At 68.0% G+C, this 18,422-nt stretch carries 21 protein-coding genes; 11 read left to right on the top strand and 10 right to left on the bottom strand.

Translation table 11 applies throughout. The features are described from left to right. Positions 1-166 precede the first annotated feature (166 nt). The 8 genes from Q0C57_RS05110 (at position 167) to Q0C57_RS05075 (ending at position 7,369) form a co-directional block, all read left to right on the top strand. Positions 167-685, top strand: coding sequence for a peptide deformylase (locus Q0C57_RS05110; RefSeq protein WP_296572973.1), 519 nt, complete (start codon positions 167-169; stop codon positions 683-685). Next, positions 682-1,614, top strand: a complete 933-nt coding sequence (fmt, locus tag Q0C57_RS05105) for a methionyl-tRNA formyltransferase (RefSeq protein WP_296572971.1) — start codon at positions 682-684, stop codon at positions 1,612-1,614. Before Q0C57_RS05110 ends, fmt begins: the two co-directional genes overlap by 4 nt. Further along, positions 1,614-2,396, top strand: a complete 783-nt coding sequence (gene truA / locus Q0C57_RS05100) for a tRNA pseudouridine(38-40) synthase TruA (RefSeq protein WP_296572967.1) — start codon at positions 1,614-1,616, stop codon at positions 2,394-2,396. Before fmt ends, truA begins: the two co-directional genes overlap by 1 nt. 42 nt (positions 2,397-2,438) lie before the next feature. Then, positions 2,439-3,884, top strand: coding sequence for an AMP nucleosidase (locus tag Q0C57_RS05095; protein ID WP_296572964.1), 1,446 nt, complete (start codon positions 2,439-2,441; stop codon positions 3,882-3,884). 95 nt (positions 3,885-3,979) lie between these two features. Then, positions 3,980-5,062 (top strand): AI-2E family transporter, encoded by a 1,083-nt coding sequence (locus tag Q0C57_RS05090; RefSeq protein WP_296572961.1) that lies wholly within the window; start codon positions 3,980-3,982, stop codon positions 5,060-5,062. Between the two features lie 85 nt (positions 5,063-5,147). Then, complete coding sequence (coaBC, locus tag Q0C57_RS05085; RefSeq protein ID WP_296572958.1) at positions 5,148-6,359, top strand: bifunctional phosphopantothenoylcysteine decarboxylase/phosphopantothenate--cysteine ligase CoaBC; 1,212 nt, start codon at positions 5,148-5,150, stop codon at positions 6,357-6,359. Then, a complete protein-coding gene (gene dut / locus Q0C57_RS05080; RefSeq protein WP_296572955.1) occupies positions 6,356-6,811 on the top strand; it encodes a dUTP diphosphatase in 456 nt (151 codons plus the stop codon). The genes coaBC and dut overlap by 4 nt, the downstream gene beginning before the upstream one ends. Positions 6,812-6,934: 123 nt before the next feature. Then, the gene (locus tag Q0C57_RS05075; protein ID WP_296572951.1) at positions 6,935-7,369 is read left to right on the top strand and encodes an Rrf2 family transcriptional regulator; all 435 of its coding nucleotides are present in this window, start codon (positions 6,935-6,937) and stop codon (positions 7,367-7,369) included. 43 nt (positions 7,370-7,412) lie between these two features. Here Q0C57_RS05075 and Q0C57_RS05070 read toward each other — a convergent pair whose 3' ends face one another. The 10 genes from Q0C57_RS05070 to Q0C57_RS05025 form a co-directional block, all read right to left on the bottom strand. Next, positions 7,413-8,567, bottom strand: a complete 1,155-nt coding sequence (locus Q0C57_RS05070; RefSeq protein WP_296572947.1) for an aminotransferase — start codon at positions 8,565-8,567, stop codon at positions 7,413-7,415. A gap of 70 nt (positions 8,568-8,637) precedes the next feature. Further along, positions 8,638-9,348 (bottom strand): methyltransferase, encoded by a 711-nt coding sequence (locus tag Q0C57_RS05065; RefSeq protein ID WP_296572945.1) that lies wholly within the window; start codon positions 9,346-9,348, stop codon positions 8,638-8,640. Beyond that, the gene (locus Q0C57_RS05060) at positions 9,348-9,881 is read right to left on the bottom strand and encodes a TIGR00645 family protein (protein ID WP_296572942.1); all 534 of its coding nucleotides are present in this window, start codon (positions 9,879-9,881) and stop codon (positions 9,348-9,350) included. Before Q0C57_RS05060 ends, Q0C57_RS05065 begins: the two co-directional genes overlap by 1 nt. Positions 9,882-9,930: 49 nt before the next feature. Beyond that, entirely contained in the window at positions 9,931-10,251 is a 321-nt protein-coding gene (locus Q0C57_RS05055) for an HPr family phosphocarrier protein (RefSeq protein WP_296572940.1), read from the bottom strand. A gap of 130 nt (positions 10,252-10,381) precedes the next feature. Next, positions 10,382-10,783, bottom strand: a complete 402-nt coding sequence (locus Q0C57_RS05050) for a PTS sugar transporter subunit IIA (RefSeq protein WP_296572938.1) — start codon at positions 10,781-10,783, stop codon at positions 10,382-10,384. A gap of 90 nt (positions 10,784-10,873) precedes the next feature. Then, entirely contained in the window at positions 10,874-11,353 is a 480-nt protein-coding gene (locus Q0C57_RS05045; protein ID WP_296572935.1) for an HPr kinase/phosphorylase, read from the bottom strand. 11 nt (positions 11,354-11,364) lie between these two features. Further along, positions 11,365-13,152 carry a sensor histidine kinase gene (locus Q0C57_RS05040; protein ID WP_296573192.1) on the bottom strand — a complete coding sequence of 596 codons (1,788 nt, stop codon included), beginning with the start codon at positions 13,150-13,152 and terminating at the stop codon, positions 11,365-11,367. Positions 13,153-13,178: 26 nt separating this feature from the next. Next, entirely contained in the window at positions 13,179-13,874 is a 696-nt protein-coding gene (locus Q0C57_RS05035) for a response regulator transcription factor (protein WP_296572933.1), read from the bottom strand. A 103-nt stretch (positions 13,875-13,977) separates the two neighbouring features. Then, complete coding sequence (locus Q0C57_RS05030) at positions 13,978-15,024, bottom strand: dienelactone hydrolase (protein ID WP_296572932.1); 1,047 nt, start codon at positions 15,022-15,024, stop codon at positions 13,978-13,980. Between the two features lie 67 nt (positions 15,025-15,091). After that, positions 15,092-15,634 (bottom strand): cytochrome c family protein, encoded by a 543-nt coding sequence (locus Q0C57_RS05025; RefSeq protein WP_296572930.1) that lies wholly within the window; start codon positions 15,632-15,634, stop codon positions 15,092-15,094. A gap of 187 nt (positions 15,635-15,821) precedes the next feature. Between Q0C57_RS05025 and Q0C57_RS05020 the strand changes: the two genes are divergently transcribed. The 3 genes from Q0C57_RS05020 to Q0C57_RS05010 are packed head-to-tail and all read left to right on the top strand — an operon-like array spanning position 15,822 to position 18,406. Next, positions 15,822-16,556 carry a 3-deoxy-manno-octulosonate cytidylyltransferase gene (locus Q0C57_RS05020; RefSeq protein ID WP_296572927.1) on the top strand — a complete coding sequence of 245 codons (735 nt, stop codon included), beginning with the start codon at positions 15,822-15,824 and terminating at the stop codon, positions 16,554-16,556. Between the two features lie 42 nt (positions 16,557-16,598). Then, positions 16,599-17,462 carry a prephenate dehydratase gene (locus Q0C57_RS05015; protein WP_296572924.1) on the top strand — a complete coding sequence of 288 codons (864 nt, stop codon included), beginning with the start codon at positions 16,599-16,601 and terminating at the stop codon, positions 17,460-17,462. Positions 17,463-17,503: 41 nt separating this feature from the next. Further along, positions 17,504-18,406, top strand: a complete 903-nt coding sequence (locus tag Q0C57_RS05010; protein WP_296572922.1) for a LysR family transcriptional regulator — start codon at positions 17,504-17,506, stop codon at positions 18,404-18,406. The last annotated feature ends 16 nt before the right edge of the window (positions 18,407-18,422 follow it).

The raw sequence follows: 18,422 nt of genomic DNA, 5'->3' as shown, positions 1-18,422 counted from the left end.
GAGACGCGGCGTCCGCGGAGCAGCGTCGGGCCGCCTGACCGCACGCTCCGGGCCCTTGCCGGCCGGCCGGTAAGAGCCCGCACATTGACCCTGCCCACGGGGACGCTTAACTCAGGCCTTGGCGACGCGTTCCGATCCGAAAACCTTCCGGCAGCAAGACACTCCCATGGCCCTGCGCGAGATCATCGTCCTTCCCGATCCGCGGCTGAAGCTCGTCTGCGAGCCCATCGCCGCCGTCGATTCCACGGTCAGGACACTCGTCGAGGACATGCTGGAGACGATGTACGATGCCCCCGGCATCGGCCTTGCCGCCATCCAGATCGCCGTGCCCCGGCGCGTCGTCACCATCGACCTCGCCCGCAAGGACGAGCCGAAGAAGCCGGTGGTGCTGATCAATCCGGAGATCGTCTGGCAGTCGGACGAGCTCTCTCTTTATGAGGAAGGCTGCCTGTCGATTCCCGAATATTATGAGGAGGTCGAGCGGCCAGCCCGCTGCCGCGTGCGCTATCTCGACCTCGATGGGAAGGCGCAGGAGCTCGACTGCGACGGGTTGATGGCGACCTGCGTCCAGCACGAGATCGATCACCTCAACGGCGTGCTCTTCATCGACCATCTCTCCCGCCTGAAGCGCGAACGGGTCATCAAGAAATATACCAAGGCCGCCAAGCGCGAGGCCCTGGCGTGAGCCTGCGCGTCGTCTTCATGGGCACGCCGGATTTCGCCGTGCCGACGCTCTCCGAGATCATCGGCCAGGGCCACGAGGTCGTCGCGGTCTATACGCGGGCGCCGAAGCCCGCGGGACGCGGCATGGCGGAGCAGAAGTCGCCCGTCCATCGCCTGGCCGAGGGGTTCGGTATCCCGGTCTTCACGCCGCGGACCCTGCGTGACGCCGCCGCCCAGAGCGCCTTCGCCGGCCTCGGCGCCGATGTCGCCGTCGTCGTCGCCTATGGCCTCATCCTGCCGCGCGAGGTGCTCGACGCCCCGGCCCTCGGCTGCCTCAACCTGCACGGCTCGCTGCTGCCGCGCTGGCGCGGCGCCGCGCCGATCCAGCGCGCCATCATGGCGGGTGACGCCGAGACCGGCGTCATGGTCATGAAGATGGATGAGGGGCTCGATACCGGCCCCGTCGCCATGGTCGAGAAGATCGCCATCGGTCCTGCAATGACGGCGCAGGAGTTGCACGACCGCATGGCCGTCCTCGGCGCCGACCTCATGGTCCGGGCGCTGGCGGCCCTTGACCGCGGCTCCCTCGCCTTTGCCCCACAGGCGGTGGACGGGGTCACCTATGCGGACAAGATCGACAAGGGAGAGGCCCGTATCGACTGGCAGCGGCCTGCCGGCGAGATCCACGATAAGGTCCGCGGCCTCTCGCCCTTCCCCGGCGCCTGGTTCGAGGCCGATCTCGGCAAGGGCCCGGAGCGGGTGAAGGTGCTGCGGACCGCCCTGGTGGCAGGATCAGGCCCGCCGGGAACGCTCCTTTCGGACGATCTCTCCGTTGCATGCGGCACGGGCGCCCTGCGTCTCGTCGAAGTGCAGCGCGCCGGGGCGAAGGCGATGAAGGCGGCGGACTTCCTCAACGGCGCCAAGATCGGGCCCGGCGCGGTCTTCGGGTAATGCCGCGCTACAAGCTGACCATCGAATATGACGGCGGCGCCTATCTCGGCTGGCAGATGCAGGGCGCCAGTTTCGGCAAGTCCGTCCAGGGCGAGCTCGTTCGCGCCATCGGCGACTTTTCCGGCGAGGCGGTGGCGGTCGGCGGCGCCGGCCGGACCGATGCCGGCGTCCATGCCACCGGCCAGGTCGCCCATGTCGACCTGACCCGCGACTGGCCGAACCGCGTCGTCCGCGACGCCACCAATCGCTACCTCAAGGACGAGGCCATCGCCGTTCTGGCGGCCGAGAAGATGCCGGATGATTTCGACGCGCGTTTCTCGGCGGTCCGCCGCCACTATCTCTACCGCATCATCGACCGCCGTCCGCCGCTGACACTGGATCGCCTGCGCGCCTGGTGGTCGCCCAAAGCCCTGGATGACGACCGGATGCGGGAGGCAGCGCGCCTGCTGATCGGCCGGCACGACTTCACCACCTTCCGCTCTACCGAATGCCAGGCAAAGTCGCCGGTCCGCAACCTCGACCGCTTCGACGTGGCACGGACGGACACCGGCATCGAATGCCGGCTGGACGCGCGCTCCTTCCTGCACAACCAGGTGCGCTCCATGGTCGGTACGCTGAAACTGGTGGGCGAGGGCCTGTGGACGGCGGACGACCTCGCGGAAGCCCTCGCGAAGCGCGACCGCAAGGCCTGCGGCACGGTCGGCCCCGCCCATGCGCTCTACCTGACGCAGGTCGACTACCCCACCCACTGGGAGCCTCTCGCCGATACGCCCGAGACGTGAGGTCGCCTTCTTTGGTCAAGGCGCTGGGCCTATAGTCGCGCCATGACCGAACGCCTGACGCCCGACGCCGCCATCGATCGCCTGGAGACCCTCTATAACGAGGCGGCCACCGCCCTGCGCGCCGCCCTCGCCCGCTACCTCGACGGTGGCGCCCCGCCGACGCCCCAGGAGCGTGCCCGCTTCGTCTATCCCGAGATCGCCGTCACCTATGCGCCGGAACGTGCCGCCCCCCGCAACCGGCGGGCCTATGCCAAGTTCTCTCGGCCGGGCCTCTACGCGACGACGGTGACCCAGCCCGGCTTCTTCCGCCGTTACCTGCTCGACCAGTTGCGCCCGCTGGCCGAGGAATATGGCGCGGTGCTGGACGTCCGGCCCTCGACTCAGGAAATTCCCTATCCCTATGTACTGGAAGGCGTCGACGAGTTCTCCGCCGGCGGCCGCACTCCCGCCGAACTGGCGCGCCATTTTCCCGTCCCGCTGCTGTCGCTCGTCGGCGACGAGGTGGCAGACGGGACTTTCGAGGCCCTGGCGACGGGCGTGTTGCCGCTCGCCCTCTTCGATGCCGTCAGGGTCGATTATTCCCTGCGTCGGCTGGTTCACTACACGGGCACCGACTGGCGTGCGGTGCAGCCATGGATCCTGCTCACCAACTACCACCGCTATGTCGACCAGTTCGTCGGCTGGGCGATGGGCGAGATCGGTGCCGGCCGCGCCGAACGGCTGGTGGCGCCGGGCGGCCTCACCATCACCCGCGCGACGATGGAGGGCGGCGGCGCCCGCATCGCCGCCTCGCCCTGGCACCGCTACCAGATGCCAGCCTATCATCTCGAACGTCAGGGCTCGGCAGGAATCACCCTCGTCAATATCGGCGTCGGCCCCTCCAACGCGAAGAACATCACCGATCATCTGGCGGTGCTGCGGCCGCATTGCTGGCTGATGATCGGCCATTGCGGCGGTCTGCGGCAGGCCCAGGAGATCGGCGATTATGTCCTCGCCCATGCCTATCTCCGGCGCGACCGCATCCTCGACGCCCTGGTGCCGCCGGAGATCCCCATTCCCGCCCTCGCCGAGGTCCAGACCGCGCTCCAGGAGGCCTGCGCCGCAGTCACCGGCATGACCGGCGAGGCGCTGCGGCACCGCCTTCGGACCGGAACCGTCGTGACCAACAATGACCGCAACTGGGAGCTGCGCTACACCCAGGAGGCGCGCCTCTTCAACCTGTCGCGGGCCATCGCCGTCGACATGGAGAGCGGCACCATCGCGGCCCAGGGCTACCGCCTGCGCGTGCCCTACGGCACGCTGCTCTGCGTCTCCGACAAGCCGCTGCACGGCGAGATCAAGCTGCCCGGCGCGGCGAATGCGTTCTATGCCAGCGCCGTCGCCCAGCATCTCCTCGTCGGTCTCGATGCGGTCGAGCGCCTGAAGCGCGCCGGCGGCACCATCCATTCGCGCAAGCTCCGCAGCTTCGACGAGCCGCCCTTCCGCTGAGGCGAAAACGGTGTCGCGCGGCCGGGTTCCTTTTGCGTCCTCGTGCGTTTTCAATCGTCTGGCCTCTCCCGGGGAGGCCCGCCACGAGGGCGACGATGCGCAAGATCGACGATATGGGATTCGCAGCGCTGCTGATGGTCGTCAGTCTGCTCTTCGCCTGGATCCTGTGGCCGTTCTTCGGTGCCATCCTGTGGGCCGTGGTCACCGCCATCGTCTTCGCACCGGTCAACCAACGTGTCACCCGGGCAATGCCGGACAAGCCGAGCCTGGCCGCGCTCGTCACCCTCCTGGCCATCCTGCACATCGTCATCCTGCCCTGCCTCGCCATCGGCGCGAGCCTGGTCGCGCAAGGAGCGGAAACCTATGCCGCCATCCAGGACGGTCGCATCGATGTCGCCGCCCTGATCGGTCGCGTCATCGCCAGCCTGCCGGCATGGGTCACCGATTTCGCTGCCCGCTACGACATTTACAATGCGGATGACGTCCAGAAGCAGATCGCCGCCTGGGCAACCGCCAGCAGCGAGTCTATCGCCTCGCGGGCCGTCAGCATCGGCCAGGGCACGGCCGGCTTCGTCATCAGCCTCGGCGTGATGCTCTATCTGCTATTCTTCCTGATGCGCGACGGCGGCCGGCTGATCCGGCGCATCGCCAACGGCCTGCCGCTGCAGCCACATCGCCGCCGCGCGCTGCTCGACAAATTCACGCTGGTGGTCCGGGCGACGGTCAAGGGCGGCATCCTCATCGCGCTGCTGCAGGGCGCCCTGGGCGGCGTCATCTTCTGGCTTCTCGGCCTTCCCTCCCCGCTCCTGTGGGCCGCTCTGATGGCCTTTCTCTCGCTCGTCCCGGCGGTCGGCGCCGGGCTCGTCTGGGGTCCGGTTGCCATCTACCTCCTCGCCACCGGATCCCTTTGGCAGGGCGTCGTCCTCATCGGCTTCGGCGTCATGGTCATCGGGCTCGCCGACAACGTGCTTCGCCCCCGCCTGGTCGGCAAGGACGTCAAGCTTCCCGACTATCTGATCCTGATCTCCACCCTCGGCGGCATCGAGATCTTCGGCCTCAACGGCTTCGTGGTCGGCCCGCTCATCGCCGCCATGTTTGTCACCGTCTGGCAGATGCTGGCCGAGACTCTGCCTGACGACGAGGAGGGGGAGACACCGGACAGCAGCGGCCCCGACTAGACCCCGATTAGGCTCAGGCAAGCGCGGACTTTGCAGCGCAGCACACAACGGCTAGGGTCGCCGCCTCGCTGGAAGGCCCGGACCCATGCTCGTCGGCAAGCGCATTCTTCTCATCATCGGCGGCGGCATCGCCGCCTACAAGGCGCTGGACCTCATCCGCCGGCTGCAGGACCGCGGCGCCCGGGTTCGCGCCATCCTGACGCGGGCCGGGACCGAATTCGTCACGCCGCTGTCCGTCGGTTCGCTGACCGGGGACAAGGTGTTCCAGGAACTGTTCTCGCTGACCGACGAGAACGACATGGGCCATATCGAACTGTCACGCGATGCCGACCTGCTGGTCGTGGCGCCGGCCACCGCCGATCTGATGGCCAAGATGGCCAATGGCCACGCCAACGACCTCGCCTCGACAGCCCTGCTCGCCACCGATAAGCGCGTCCTCCTCGCCCCCGCCATGAATGTGCGGATGTGGCTGAACCCGGCAACGCAGCGCAACCTCGTCACACTGCGCGCCGACGGCGTTGCGGTCGTCGGTCCGAACGACGGATCCATGGCCTGCGGCGAGTTCGGACCCGGCCGTATGGCGGAGGTGCCCGAAATCATCGCCGCCATTGAGGCGCTGATAAACGGCTCCGCCGCCGGGCGGCCTCTGACCGGTCGCCATGTCGTCGTCACGTCCGGCCCGACCCGCGAGGCGATCGATCCGGTCCGCTACATCTCCAACCATTCCTCCGGCAAGCAGGGTCACGCCATCGCCCGCGCCGCCGCCGCTGCCGGCGCGGCGGTGACCCTGGTGACCGGGCCGGTGGCCCTGCCCGATCCCGCCGGGGTGACCACTGTGCATGTCGAAAGCGCCCGCCAGATGCTGGCCGCAGTCGAGGCCGCCCTGCCGGCCGACATCGCCGTCTTCGCCGCCGCCGTCGCCGACTGGCGCGTCGCCGAGATAGCCGGGGGCAAGATCAAGAAGGGGGCCGGCGGTCCGCCGACCCTTGCCTTCGTCGAGAACCCGGACATCCTCGCCACCATCGCCCGGCGGACGGCCGGCCGGCCAGGCCTCGTGGTCGGCTTCGCCGCCGAGACCGACGACGTGCTCGGCAACGCCCGCGCCAAACTCACCCGCAAGGGTTGCGACCTCATCGTCGCCAACGATGTGGCGGCCGGAACCGGCACGTTCGGTGGCGATTCGAATCTCGTCCACATCGTCACGAGCGACGGCCTGGAGACCTGGGAGCGCCAGTCGAAGGATGCCGTGGCCGAGGCTCTCGTCTCGCTTCTTGCCCGCCGGATCACCGCATCATGACCAGACTGGACATCCCCGTCCGGGTCCTCCCCCACGGAGAGGGTCTGCCACTGCCCAGCGCCCAGAGCGCGGGCGCGGCCGGCATGGACCTCGTCGCCGCGCTCGCCCCGGACGCGCCGCTGGTTCTGGCGCCTGGCGCCCGCGCCGCCGTGCCGACCGGCCTCGAAATGGCCATTCCGTCCGGCTACGAGGGACAGGTCAGGCCGCGCTCGGGGCTGGCCTTCAAGCACGGCCTGACGGTGGCAAATGCACCGGGGACGATCGATTGCGACTATCGCGGTGAAGTGAAGGTCCTGCTGATCAATCTGGGGACGGAGCCGGTGACCCTGGCGCGCGGCGAACGGATTGCCCAGTTGGTCGTCGCGCCGGTCACCGCCGCGGTTCTGCGACCGGTCGCGACATTGGACGAGACGGCCCGGGGCACCGGGGGGCTTGGCTCTACAGGCAGGTGAGAATTTTCTTCTCTGCGTTGTAGACACAGGCCTCATGCACGAAATGGTCTTCTACGATTTGTATTATGTGTGATTTTGTTCGGAAGGGGTGAACGACGTCACCCCCAAGCATTTGAGGGACCCATGTCGATCCTGTCACGTCGTGGCCGGTTGGCAATTGCCGCCGTAGTCGATATCGCCGTGCACGCGGTTCATGCACCCGTGTCGGCGAAGGCGCTGGCCGCACGCCACAATCTTCCGCCCCGCCATCTCAAGCCGCTGCTTCAGGCACTGGTCCGGGCCGGCATCCTCAAGGGCATGCGCGGCCCGCGCGGCGGCTATGATGTCGCCCGCGAGCGGCACCGCATCAGTTGCGCCGAAATCGTCCGTACGGCCGTGGGAGCCGGCATCGACGATTTCGACACCATCTCGCCGCTGATCGAGGCCATCATCGTTCCGGCCATGGCCGAGGCCGAACGGGATTACTTTGACCGGCTGGGCCGGATATCGGTCGCCGATCTCTGCGACAAGGTGGCCGAGGCGCGCGAGACGGTGCCGGGACTGCTGGAGCCGGCCTGACGGCGGTTCGGCCGGAATCCCGCCGGCCGCTACTGCCAGCGCCTTAGGCTGCCTTGGCGAAGACACTCACCAGCCGGTCGAGGGCGCCGTTCAGCGTCTCGTCCTTCTTGGCAAAACAGAACCGGACGACCGAGGTGACGGGCGTCTGCGCGTAGAAGGCCGAGACGGGAATCGCCGCCACGCCATGATCGGCCACCAGCGCCTTGCAGAAGGCGACGTCGTCGTGGATTCCCGCCGGTGCCAGATCGACGTTGATGAAATAGGTGGCCGCGCTCGGCAACACGCGGAACCCCGTCTGCGCCAGCCCGGCATGGAACAGATCGCGCGAGCGCTGTAGGTCCTGGCGCATGCCGGCGAAATAGCCGTCGCCCTTGCCGAGGCCATAGGCGACGGCGGACTGCAGGTTCGGCGGCGTCGTGAAGGTCAGGAACTGGTGCGCCTTCGACAGCACCTTCATGATCGCCGGAGAGGCCACGACGAAGCCGACCTTCCAGCCGGTCAGCGAGAAGATCTTGCCGGCCGAGCCGATCTTCACCGAGCGGTTCCTCAGGGACTCGACTGCCAGCACGGAGAGGTGGCGGCGACCGTCGAAGATGACGTGCTCCCAGACCTCGTCGGAGATGCAGGTCGCACCGAAGCGCTCGCAGAACCGCCCGAGCAGTTCGAGGTCCTCGGCCGGGAAGATCGAGGCGGCGGGATTGAGCGGATTGTTGATCAGCACGACGCGGGTGCGGTCGGTAAACACCGCCGCGAGATCCTCCTCGCTGAACCGCCAGTGCGGCGGCCGGAGCGTCACGAAGCGCGGCACGCCGCCCGCCCGCAGCACCAGCGGCAGGTAGGCGTCGTACATGGGCTGGAACAGAACGACCTCGTCGCCGGGCTCGATCAGCGCCATCAGGGCGCCGGCCAAGGCCTCGGTGGCGCCGGAAGTGATCATCACCTCCTGCTGCGGGTCGACCGCCAGGCCCTGGTGGTGGCGGTAATGGTCGGCAACCGCCTGGCGGAGCTCGGGCAGGCCCATCATCGGCGGATACTGGTTCCAGCCGGAGACCACCGCATCGGCCGCCTTCTGGCGCACGTCCAGCGGTCCCGGATCATCCGGAAAGCCCTGTCCCAGATTGATGGCACCGGTCTCGCGCGCCATCTGCGACATGACCTCGAAGACGGTGGTGGGCAGGTCGGCAAAGATCGGATTCATCAGGTCACCGGCACAGACGCGTTCTGTTGAAAGAACGACATGATCGGTATGCCGAAACCGACCCCGCGAGTCAAACCGCGGGCTTGGCGACGAAGGTCATGCGATGCGGCGTGAGGCCGAGATTGGGCCGGTGACGCTGCGCCACGAAGCCGTGCCGTGCCATCAGGGCGATCATGTCCGCCTCGGCATAGGTCGAAAGGCCGATCTCGCTGCGGATCCTGCGATAGGGCGACACGGCGGTCGCCACCAGGCCGATCAGGGCAGCCGGAAGATAGCCGTGCTTGAGGGCGTTGCGCAGCAGCGAGGCCACATCCGCCACCATCCCGGCATCGGGCGGGATGACGTCGGCGACGACCAGCCGGCCCCCGGATTTCAGCAGGGTGCGGAAGCGGTCGAGAAGTCCGGCGAAATCCTCGGCTGCCAGATACTGGATGAGCGAGGAGACCACGACGAGGTCGGCCGTGCCGCCCGCCAGCACCTCGTCGAGTTCCTCCGGCAGGGCGAAGGCGAGGTTCGCGAGGCCCCCGAAGCGCTCACGCAGCTTGGCCACCACCGACGGCGCACCGTCGCACAGCACCAGCCGACCAACTGCCGCGGCAACGCGCGGGGTCTCCAGCGCCTCGCCGCAGGCATAGTCGAGCACGACCGCATCCCGGCCGAGACCCGCTGCCGCGACATGGGCGAGAATGCCATCGGCGATGGCGCGATAGTGCACCGCCTTGTGGCGGTCGCTCACATAGATGGCGTGCTCACCATCCCAGAAGGACCGCCAGTCGGCCATCACTTGGACGAGCCGGCGAGCTTGTCAGTCAGCGCCAGGAACACGCCGGACGCCACGAAGGTCACATGGATGACGACGAGCCAGATCATCTCGCGATCGGTCATGGCGCTGATGTTCATGAAACCCTTGAGGAGATGGATCGCCGAGATGGCGACGATGGAGGCGAGCAGCTTCAGCTTGAGGGCCGAGAAGTCGATCGAGCCCATCCACTCCGGACGGTCCTTGCTCGTTACATGCGCCATCCTGGAGACGAAATTCTCGTAGCCCGAGAACACCACCATGATCACGAGATTACCGGCCAGCGACAGGTCGATGAGGGTCAGGATGCCGAGGATGACATCCGCCTCCTTGGCGGTCGGCACCTTGATGATGAAGCCGACGAGGTCGCGCACGAAGACCACCATCAGGGCGAGGAGGCCGATCATCAGCCCGACATAGAAGGGCACCATCAGCCAGCGGCTGGCGAACAGGCCCCGTTCGAGCACGCGCTCGATCTTCTCGGAAGCGTTGTTGCTGTCGGAAACATTGCTCATGGCGCGGCTCATCGCACGGTGTGGCAGACGGAGGCAAGCGGCGGGCCGCCTACTCGCCCTCGCCGAACCGATCGGCCACGAGGGCCGCGAGCGCCTCGACCGCCTGGGCCGCCTCCGGCCCGCGGGCGGCCAATGTGATGGAGGTGCCGATGCCGGCGGCCAGCATCATCAGCCCCATGATCGAGCTGGCATCGACGGTCTCACCGGCGCGTGACACCTTGATCGAGGCATTGAAACGGTCAGCCAGGGCGACGAACTTGGCCGAGGCGCGGGCATGAAGACCGCGCTTGTTCAGGATGGGCAACTCGCGCACCAGCATGTCGGCCGTCACCGGGGCCTCCGCGGCGTCACCCCCCTCGTCCTGCGCCATGGCGACCTTCCTTGCGATCCTCCCCGCCATCGAAATGACAGGAATGCCTCGAATGCGGGCATGTCGCCGGCATTCTAGACATCGAGCCGATTCAATCTCAATGACCTGGACGGATCAAAACCCGCCGATCTCAATGTCCTGCGAGGACGCGGCTGGCGATGTTGATATATTTCCGCCCCGCCTCCTGGGCATGGAGCACCGCTTCGGCCAGCGGCTTTTCGGCGCGCACCGTGGCGAGCTTCACCAGCATGGGCAGGTTGATGCCGGCGATGACCTCGACGGGGCGGCCGCTCATCACCGAAATGGCGAGGTTGGACGGCGTGCCGCCGAACATGTCGGTGAGAACCGCGACCCCGTCGCCGGAATCAACCTGGTCCACCGCGGCGATGATGTCGCGACGGCGCTGATCCATGTCGTCGCTCGGACCAATGGCAATGGTCTCCACCTGGCGCTGGGGACCCACCACATGCTCCATCGCCTGCCGGAATTCGACGGCCAGTTGGCCGTGCGTCACGATGACGAGACCGATCATCAGGCACTCCGCGCGCGGCTGACCGCGCGCCTGCTCACTCGGGAGGAAGTCATCTTGACCATGTGGCCGGCTCGCGCAAGGGCAGGTTGTTCAAGAATACCGATAGGGGTGCATTGCAGCAAGGAGCGGATTTGTCGAGGAACACCATGAGGATCGGGCGAGCACCAGCGGCAGCGCATCCGCGCCGCGCACAAGGGGCAGGCGCGGCAATGTGACGCCGTACAGGGTCGTTGATGTGCTTTCAGGCTCCGGCATCCGGCTCGCATCGGCCGCATCAAGGTCCACGATCAGCCCGACGACGGCACAGGATTCCGCCGGCTGAGGCACGATCCCCTGCCCGCGGCGCTCCACCAGACCTGCAAGCGAGGCAGGGGCGGCTGCCACCAGCCGGTCGCCGTGGACCGACAATGCGACGCGGTCGTCGGCCACCAGACGCGCGAAATGGATGAGGCCGGCCTCTCCCATGGCGATCAGGGCGAGGGCGAGGCGCGACTTGCCGGACCCCGACGGACCTCTGACCAGAACGGCCTTCGACCCGATCAGCACGGCGGTCGCATGGATCGTCGCCATCACCTGTCGCCTCAGACGGCCGGCAGGCGGACGACGAATCGCGCACCGGCCGGCGCGGGCTGGCCATCCTCGTCGGTCCGGCCGGGACGGTTCTCCGCCCAGATGGTGCCGCCATGGGCCTCGATGATCTGCTTGGAGATCGACAGGCCGAGGCCGGAATTCTGCCCGTAATCCTGATGCGGACGGTCGGTGTAGAAGCGCTCGAAGATGCGCTGGAGCGCATCCTCGCGGATGCCTGGACCGTCGTCCTCGACGAGGATCTCGATCAGGCCCTTCAGCTTGCGGGCGGTCACCCGGACCTCGCCGTCCGTGGGCGAGAAGGAGCGGGCATTGTCGATCAGGTTGGTGACCACCTGACTGATCCGCCCGTCATGGCCCGGCACGACGAAGTCCGAGGGCTTGCCGCCTTCGAACGTCAGCCGGACGGGAACCTGGCCCTGCTTGCGCACCTCGTTGGCGATGGTCACGAGGGTGCCCAGGAGTTGGGTAAGGTCGATCTGCGTCGATTCCTGCCGCTGCAGTTCGGCGTCGAGCCGGCTGGCGTCGGAAATGTCGGTGATGAGGCGGTCGAGGCGGCGGACATCGTGCTGGATGACCTCCAACAGACGCCCGCGCGAGGCCTCGGTCTTGGCCAGCGGCAGCGTCTCCACCGCCGAGCGCAGCGACGTCAGCGGGTTCTTGAGTTCGTGGGCGACGTCGGCGGCGAAACGCTCGATGGCCTCGATGCGGGCATAGAGAGCATCCGTCATGTCGCGCAGCGACCGCGACAGATGACCGATCTCGTCGCGCCGCTGGCTGAAGTCGGGAATCTCCTCGCGCGAGCGGTGGCGCCGGCGCACCTGTTCGGCGCCCTCGGCGAGCTTGCGGACAGGTCCCGCGATGGTCCGCGCCATCAGTATCGACAGGACGACCATGACCAGGGCGGCGACGAGGAAGACCCGCAGCACCTGGAAGCGCTCGGCATCGAGCACCGCGTCGATCTCGCCGCCCCGGGTGTTCAGCAGCAGCACGCCGAGAACGCCACGGAAGCGCTGCACCGGAATGGCCACCGAAACGATCAGTTCTCCGCGCTCGTTGACGCGGACCATGCTGACCTTCTGCCCGTTCAGCGCCTGGCTGACCTCCGGATAGCTGCGGCCGTTGCGCAGCCCGAAATCACGGTAGAGCGGGAAATTGCCGCCACCGCGCAGGAACCGGCGGACCTCGTCCCACCACTTCTCGTAGAAGGGCGGCTTGGTGCCGATCGGCGGCAGGTCGAGCGTCTGGATGTCGCCGCGTCCGTAGAGGTTGCGGTTGTCGAGGATGAGATTGCCCTCGCGGTCATAGACACGGGCCTGGGTGCCGGTCGGACCGGTCAGCCGCCTGAGCACCGGCGCCACACGCTCGGGGTTGATCGGGAAATCGAGGAGGGCGCCGAAATCGTCGACGGGTGAGGCGGCGCCGCCGAGCTGCAGTTCGAACAGCTTGTCCGGGTCGATGGGGATGACCGGACCGTCGACGGAGGCCGAGGCCGCAATGGCGCCGGCGATGATCTCGCCCTGGACGAGGAGGCTCTGCGCCCGCGATTCGATCAGGCCCTCGCGGAATTGCGACAGCCAGAGAATGCCGGAGACCAGGGCGACCAGACCGACGAGGTTGAGCAGGACGATCCGGCGCGTCAGGCTGGAGAAGGACCGGTTCACCACGGCGCGCGCGGCACGGCCGAGAACGCGCACGAACCGGGCCCACGGCCGCAGCGGACGTGATGGGGGCGCAGGCGCCTGCGCAGCCGCAGTCTGGTCGTTCGTCCGGTCCAGCATGGTGACGGTGAGGCGCCGGGGCGTCCTCACTCCTTGAAGCGGTAGCCGACGCCGTAGAGCGTTTCGATCATTTCGAAGTCGTCGTCGACCACCTTGAATTTCTTGCGCAGCCGCTTGATGTGGCTGTCGATGGTGCGGTCGTCGACATAGACCTGGTCGTCATAGGCCGCGTCCATCAGCGCATTGCGGCTTTTCACGACACCCGGGCGCTGGGCCAGCGCCTGCAGGATCAGGAATTCCGTCACGGTGAGGGTCACCGGCTCGCCATCCCAGGTGCAGGTGTGGCGCTCGGGATCCATGCGCAGCTTGCCGCGCTCCAGTGCCTTGGCATCCGCCTTGGCATCGGCGGCAGGGTCCTTGGCGGCCGCCCGGCGCAGCACGGCCTTGACCCGCTCGACCAGCAGGCGCTGCGAGAACGGCTTCCGGATGAAGTCGTCGGCGCCCATCTTCAGGCCGAAGAGCTCATCGATCTCCTCGTCCTTCGAGGTCAGGAAGATGACCGGCATGTCGGTCTTCTGCCGCAGCCGGCGCAGGAGCTCCATTCCGTCCATCCGCGGCATCTTGATGTCGAGAATGGCGAGGTCGGGCGGCGTCTGCTTGAAACCGTCGAGAGCCGACGCACCGTCATTGTAGGTGACGATGCGATAGCCTTCGGCTTCGAGCGCGATGGCGACCGAGGTGAGGATGTTCCGGTCGTCGTCGACGAGAGCGATGGTCGGCATGACAATCCTTCCAAGGAGGGAAGAGGCGAAACTCATCCGTTCCAAATGCGCCAAGCGTGGCAAAAATGCGACTCGGCAAGGATAATGTGTTGTGGCGCCGCTGTCATGAGCGAGATTTCGCCGCCGGGCCGGGTGAGCCATGCCCGCGCAGGGCCGCGAGGACGATGCCCGATGCCGCCGCATGGACGGCCCGCCGGTCGACCCCCGGGGGATCGGCGAAGATCTCCGGCATCACCCGCAGACCCAGCCGCGTGCCTTCGCCCAGCAACTGGTAATGGCCGACCGCCGGTCCGAGCGAGCATAGGGTGCAATGCGGCAGGAGGTCCCGCAGCCAGACGGAACAGGCGTCGAACGGCGCCTCGTCATCCGCCTCGCCGGTGGCGATGGTGACGGCGACCCGGGCCAATCCGCCGAGGCTGGCCGCGCTGAAGCTGCGCACAGGCGGCGCCGGGGCGAGCGCGACCACCCTGGCGACCCGCGGATCGCCGAGCGGCTCCGACTGGCGTTCCCATGCGGCACGGAAGGCGGCGCTGTCGCGCAGCAGCGGGGCGACATGATCGGCGATGTCGGGAAACTCACGCGGCCCGCCGAGGGCCGCGCGGTCGGCGGCCCAGTCGTTGAACAGCCGCATGTCGGTGATGGCACCGGCGAGCGACAGCACCGTGTGACCGCCAATGGAGAAGCCCACTGCGGCGACGCGGTCGAGATCGAGGCGTCCCGTAAAGCGCGGGTCGGTCGTCATCAGGTCGAGGATCGCGGTGAGGTCGCGCGGCCGGTCCCACCAGCACAGAAAGGCTTCCGGCCGATAGGGTTCGGATGCGGTATTGCCGTGATGGTCGACGCCGATCACCACGCACCCGTCCGCCGCGAGCCGGCAGGCGAGCCAGCCGAGGCTGGCGGCCGTCCCCCCGGTACCGTGCGACAGCAGGACCACGGGATAGCCTGGCAAGTCCGGGCTGAGGTCGGCGCCCGGCGCGACGGACCCCATCCAGAACAGCGGGGCGGCCGGCGGCACGCCGAACGGGCTTTCGACCGCACTGTGAACCGCCGGATACCAAGCGGACCATCGCAGCGGCCGCGGGCCATCGCCCGACCAGTGCGGGCGGTGCGCATCGACAGCCTGTCCGGTTTGGAAGCCGACCTTATACATGGCGAGGTCCAGAAACGCAGAAGGCCGGGCACAGGCCCGGCCTCTGTCAACACCGGGGACGTGCCGGTTACTTCGGTACGTCGACCGGGTTGTCCGACTGCTCGCGCAGATAGGCCATGAGGTCAGCGCGCTGCTGTTCCGAACGGATGCCGGCGAAGGCCATGGACGTTCCCGGCAAAGCGGCGCGGGGATTGGTGATGAAGGCGTACATCTCCTCGAGCGTCCAGGGCTGGCTCGCCTTGGCCCTCATCGCCGCGGAATAGTTGAATCCCGAGACCGCGCCGTGATTGCGGCCGACGACGCCCCAGAGGTTCGGGCCCGCGCCATTGGCGCCACCCTTGTTGATCGTGTGGCAGGTGGCGCACTGGCGATAGACCGCCTGGCCATTGGCGGCGTTGGCGGAGGCGAAGACCTCAGCCATCGACTTGGCCGGCGCAGCCGCGGCAGCGGCCGTCTGCTGACCGGCAGGCGGAGCGACCGCCACCTCGTAGCCGGGCTTGGCCGGTTTCTTCGGCCTGAACAGCTCGGTGGTCAGAATGCTGCCGCCGAGGGTCGCCGTGCCGACGAGCAGCACGGCCATCATGACCTTGTTGAATTCCAATCCGTCCATCGGGACCAGCTCCAGAGATCGGCGGCGCCTTGCGATGAGGTGCGCGGGGGCACGCGGGGATCGGCCTGCCGATTTGGGGCGGACACTATCCAATTTGCTCCCCGTGAGGCAACCCGTATATGCACGCCTCTCGCATGCTACTTTTTGCCGCCTCCAAACTGGCCGTCACGCCCGCAAACAGCCCTCCATGACCGAATCCATCGTTCTCGTTCCCGCCCGCATGAGTGCCTCCCGGCTGCCCGGCAAGCCCCTCGCCGATATCGGCGGAATCCCGATGATCGTCCATGTCCTGCGCCGGGCCGAGGCAGCGGGCCTTGGTCCCGTGGTGGTGGCGACCGATTCGCCGGACATTCTGGCCGCTGTCCAACAGGCGGGCGGGCGGGCCGTCATGACCCGCGCCGACCATCCGACCGGCTCGGACCGCATCCAGGAAGCCGCTGACCTCGTCGATCCCGAGAGGCGCTACCAGCGAATCGTCAATGTCCAGGGCGACCTGCCGACGATCGAGCCCGGCATCGTCCGGGCGGCGGCCGACCTGCTCGATGATCCCGCCGTCGATATCGGCACGCTTGCCGCCGTCATCAGCCGCCAGGAGGAAATCACCAATCCCAATGTGGTGAAGGTGGTCGGCACGCCCCTCTCGCAGACGCATCTGCGGGCCCTCTATTTCACCCGCGCCACCGCCCCTACCGGCGAGGGGCCGCTCTATCACCATATCGGCCTCTATGCCTATCGCCGCGCCGCGCTGGAGCGCTTCGTCGCCCTGCCGCCCGCCCCGCTGGAGAAGCGCGAGCGGCTGGAGCAGCTTCGCGCCCTCGAGAACGGCATGCGCATCGACGTCGCCGTGGTCGATGCGGTGCCGCTAGGCGTCGACACCCCGGCCGATCTGGAGCGCGCCCGCGCCCTCATCGCCAAAGCCTGATCCTTCCGCTAAACAGGCCGCCCCATCGGAGTGACGCGTCCCATGATCCTCGCGCCCAAACGGATCGCCTTCCAGGGCGAACTCAGCGCCTTCTCGCACCAGGCGGCCAATGCCGTCTTCCCGCAGGCGGAAGTCCTGCCCTGCCCGAGCTTCGAGGACGCCTTTGCGGCCATCCAGAACGGCGATGCCGATCTCGGCATGATCCCGATCGAGAACTCCATCGCCGGCCGCGTCGGCGACGTGCACCACCTCTTGCCCACCGCCGGGCTCAACATCATCGGTGAGTTCTTCCTGCCGATCCGGTTCCAGCTGATGGGTGTCAAGGGTGCGTCCCTTGCCACGGTGAAGACCGCCCGCAGCCACATCATGGGGCTTGGCCAGTGCCGGCAGATCATCCGCAAGCTCGGCCTCAAGCCGATTGTCGCAGCGGATACGGCGGGCTCGGCCCGCGAGGTCGCCGAGATGAACGACCCGAGCCAGGCCGCCATCGCGCCCCGCCTCGCGGCGGAGGTCTATGGCCTCGACATCCTCGCCGAGGACATCGAGGACGCCGCCGACAACACCACCCGTTTCGTCATCCTGTCGCGCCAGAAGATCTGGGCAGCGCCGGGCCAGAACTGCCTGACGAGCTTTGTCTTCCAGGTCCGCAACGTGCCGGCGGCCCTCTACAAGGCCATGGGCGGCTTTGCCACCAACGGCGTCAACATGACGAAGCTGGAGAGCCACATGATCGGCGGCCGCTTCGTCGCCACCCGCTTCTATGCGGAGATCGAGGGCCATCCGGACGACCGCAACGTGAAGCTGGCACTGGAGGAGCTCGCCTTCTTCGCCAAGGAGCTGACCATCCTCGGCGTCTATCCCCAGCATCCCTGGCGGAACGAGGTCGAGAAAACCGTGGCGGAGTAAAGGCCTCGCCCGATCGCCGCGAATCGCGGCACCCTGGCGCCATGGATCTCCCCCCTCTCGAACTGGACGCCCTGCGGATCGCCATCGGTCTCGCCGATACCGGCGACCTCACGGCGGCCGGTGCCCTTCTCGGCGTCGGGCGGCGCACCGCCGCGGCCCGCATCGCCCAGTTGGAGCGGCGCATCGGGGTGGTGCTCTTCGACCATGCCGGCAAGTCCGTCCGGCTGACGGCAGCAGGAGACGCCTTCGTCGCCGAGATCAGGCTCTCGCTCGCCGCCGCCGCGCGGGCGGCGCGCCTCGCCCGGGAGGTCAGCGACCGCGCTGAGACCATCGGCCTCGGGGTCACCGACGAGGCCATGCTCGGTCCGCTGCGCGATCTCTTCGAGGATCCCGCCTGGAGCGAGGCCAGCTTCCAGCCGCGGCTCCTTCATGCCCCGCTCGACCGCCAGATGGCGGCGCTCGCCGAGGGCCGCCTCGCCATGGTCTTCACCACCCCGCCCCTGCCGGCCCATCCGCGCATCCAGCACAGGCCGGTGGCGACGTCGAAATGGTCGGCCCTGGTACCGGACGCCGAGGCGCGTCTGAGGAAGACCGCCAGCCTGTCGAATCTGGCGCGCAAGCCGCTGGTCATGCTGGCGCGGGAAAAGGCGGCGCTCGCCCATGACGGGGTGCTGGCGGCGCTGCAGGCGACGGGAACCGTTCCCCATGTGGCGCAGGTGGCCGACAGTTGGACCGGCGTCGCCGCCATGGTCAGTCTCGGGATCGGCTCCGCCCTGGTGCCCTCGGTCGTCACCAAGCGCCTCGCCGTGGCGGGCGCGACGGTCCTGCCGCTCGTCGAGGCCGAGGGCCTGCCGGCCTGGACGATCTCCTGCCTGTGGTTGCCGCAGCCGGCGGGCACGGCGGCCGCGGAGGCCATTGCGCTGGTGAAGACGCGGCTCGGATGAGCCGACCCGCGCCGGA

It is taken from the genome of Phreatobacter sp. (assembly GCF_022843985.1).
GTDB lineage: Bacteria > Pseudomonadota > Alphaproteobacteria > Rhizobiales > Phreatobacteraceae > Phreatobacter.
This window is presented reverse-complemented; position numbering and strand designations above follow the sequence as displayed.

What these genes read in the sequence shown, in the direction of transcription:
- Q0C57_RS05110 (WP_296572973.1), top strand. Translation starts at nt 167, where the DNA reads ATGGCCCTGCGCGAGATCATCGTCCTTCCCGATCCGCGGCTGAAGCTC.
- truA (WP_296572967.1), top strand. Translation starts at nt 1,614, where the DNA reads ATGCCGCGCTACAAGCTGACCATCGAATATGACGGCGGCGCCTATCTC.
- Q0C57_RS05095 (WP_296572964.1), top strand. Translation starts at nt 2,439, where the DNA reads ATGACCGAACGCCTGACGCCCGACGCCGCCATCGATCGCCTGGAGACC.
- Q0C57_RS05090 (WP_296572961.1), top strand. Translation starts at nt 3,980, where the DNA reads ATGCGCAAGATCGACGATATGGGATTCGCAGCGCTGCTGATGGTCGTC.
- coaBC (WP_296572958.1), top strand. Translation starts at nt 5,148, where the DNA reads ATGCTCGTCGGCAAGCGCATTCTTCTCATCATCGGCGGCGGCATCGCC.
- dut (WP_296572955.1), top strand. Translation starts at nt 6,356, where the DNA reads ATGACCAGACTGGACATCCCCGTCCGGGTCCTCCCCCACGGAGAGGGT.
- Q0C57_RS05075 (WP_296572951.1), top strand. Translation starts at nt 6,935, where the DNA reads ATGTCGATCCTGTCACGTCGTGGCCGGTTGGCAATTGCCGCCGTAGTC.
- Q0C57_RS05070 (WP_296572947.1), bottom strand. Translation starts at nt 8,567, where the DNA reads ATGAATCCGATCTTTGCCGACCTGCCCACCACCGTCTTCGAGGTCATG.
- Q0C57_RS05065 (WP_296572945.1), bottom strand. Translation starts at nt 9,348, where the DNA reads ATGGCCGACTGGCGGTCCTTCTGGGATGGTGAGCACGCCATCTATGTG.
- Q0C57_RS05060 (WP_296572942.1), bottom strand. Translation starts at nt 9,881, where the DNA reads ATGAGCAATGTTTCCGACAGCAACAACGCTTCCGAGAAGATCGAGCGC.
- Q0C57_RS05055 (WP_296572940.1), bottom strand. Translation starts at nt 10,251, where the DNA reads ATGGCGCAGGACGAGGGGGGTGACGCCGCGGAGGCCCCGGTGACGGCC.
- Q0C57_RS05050 (WP_296572938.1), bottom strand. Translation starts at nt 10,783, where the DNA reads ATGATCGGTCTCGTCATCGTGACGCACGGCCAACTGGCCGTCGAATTC.
- Q0C57_RS05045 (WP_296572935.1), bottom strand. Translation starts at nt 11,353, where the DNA reads ATGGCGACGATCCATGCGACCGCCGTGCTGATCGGGTCGAAGGCCGTT.
- Q0C57_RS05040 (WP_296573192.1), bottom strand. Translation starts at nt 13,152, where the DNA reads ATGCTGGACCGGACGAACGACCAGACTGCGGCTGCGCAGGCGCCTGCG.
- Q0C57_RS05035 (WP_296572933.1), bottom strand. Translation starts at nt 13,874, where the DNA reads ATGCCGACCATCGCTCTCGTCGACGACGACCGGAACATCCTCACCTCG.
- Q0C57_RS05030 (WP_296572932.1), bottom strand. Translation starts at nt 15,024, where the DNA reads ATGTATAAGGTCGGCTTCCAAACCGGACAGGCTGTCGATGCGCACCGC.
- Q0C57_RS05025 (WP_296572930.1), bottom strand. Translation starts at nt 15,634, where the DNA reads ATGGACGGATTGGAATTCAACAAGGTCATGATGGCCGTGCTGCTCGTC.
- Q0C57_RS05020 (WP_296572927.1), top strand. Translation starts at nt 15,822, where the DNA reads ATGACCGAATCCATCGTTCTCGTTCCCGCCCGCATGAGTGCCTCCCGG.
- Q0C57_RS05015 (WP_296572924.1), top strand. Translation starts at nt 16,599, where the DNA reads ATGATCCTCGCGCCCAAACGGATCGCCTTCCAGGGCGAACTCAGCGCC.
- Q0C57_RS05010 (WP_296572922.1), top strand. Translation starts at nt 17,504, where the DNA reads ATGGATCTCCCCCCTCTCGAACTGGACGCCCTGCGGATCGCCATCGGT.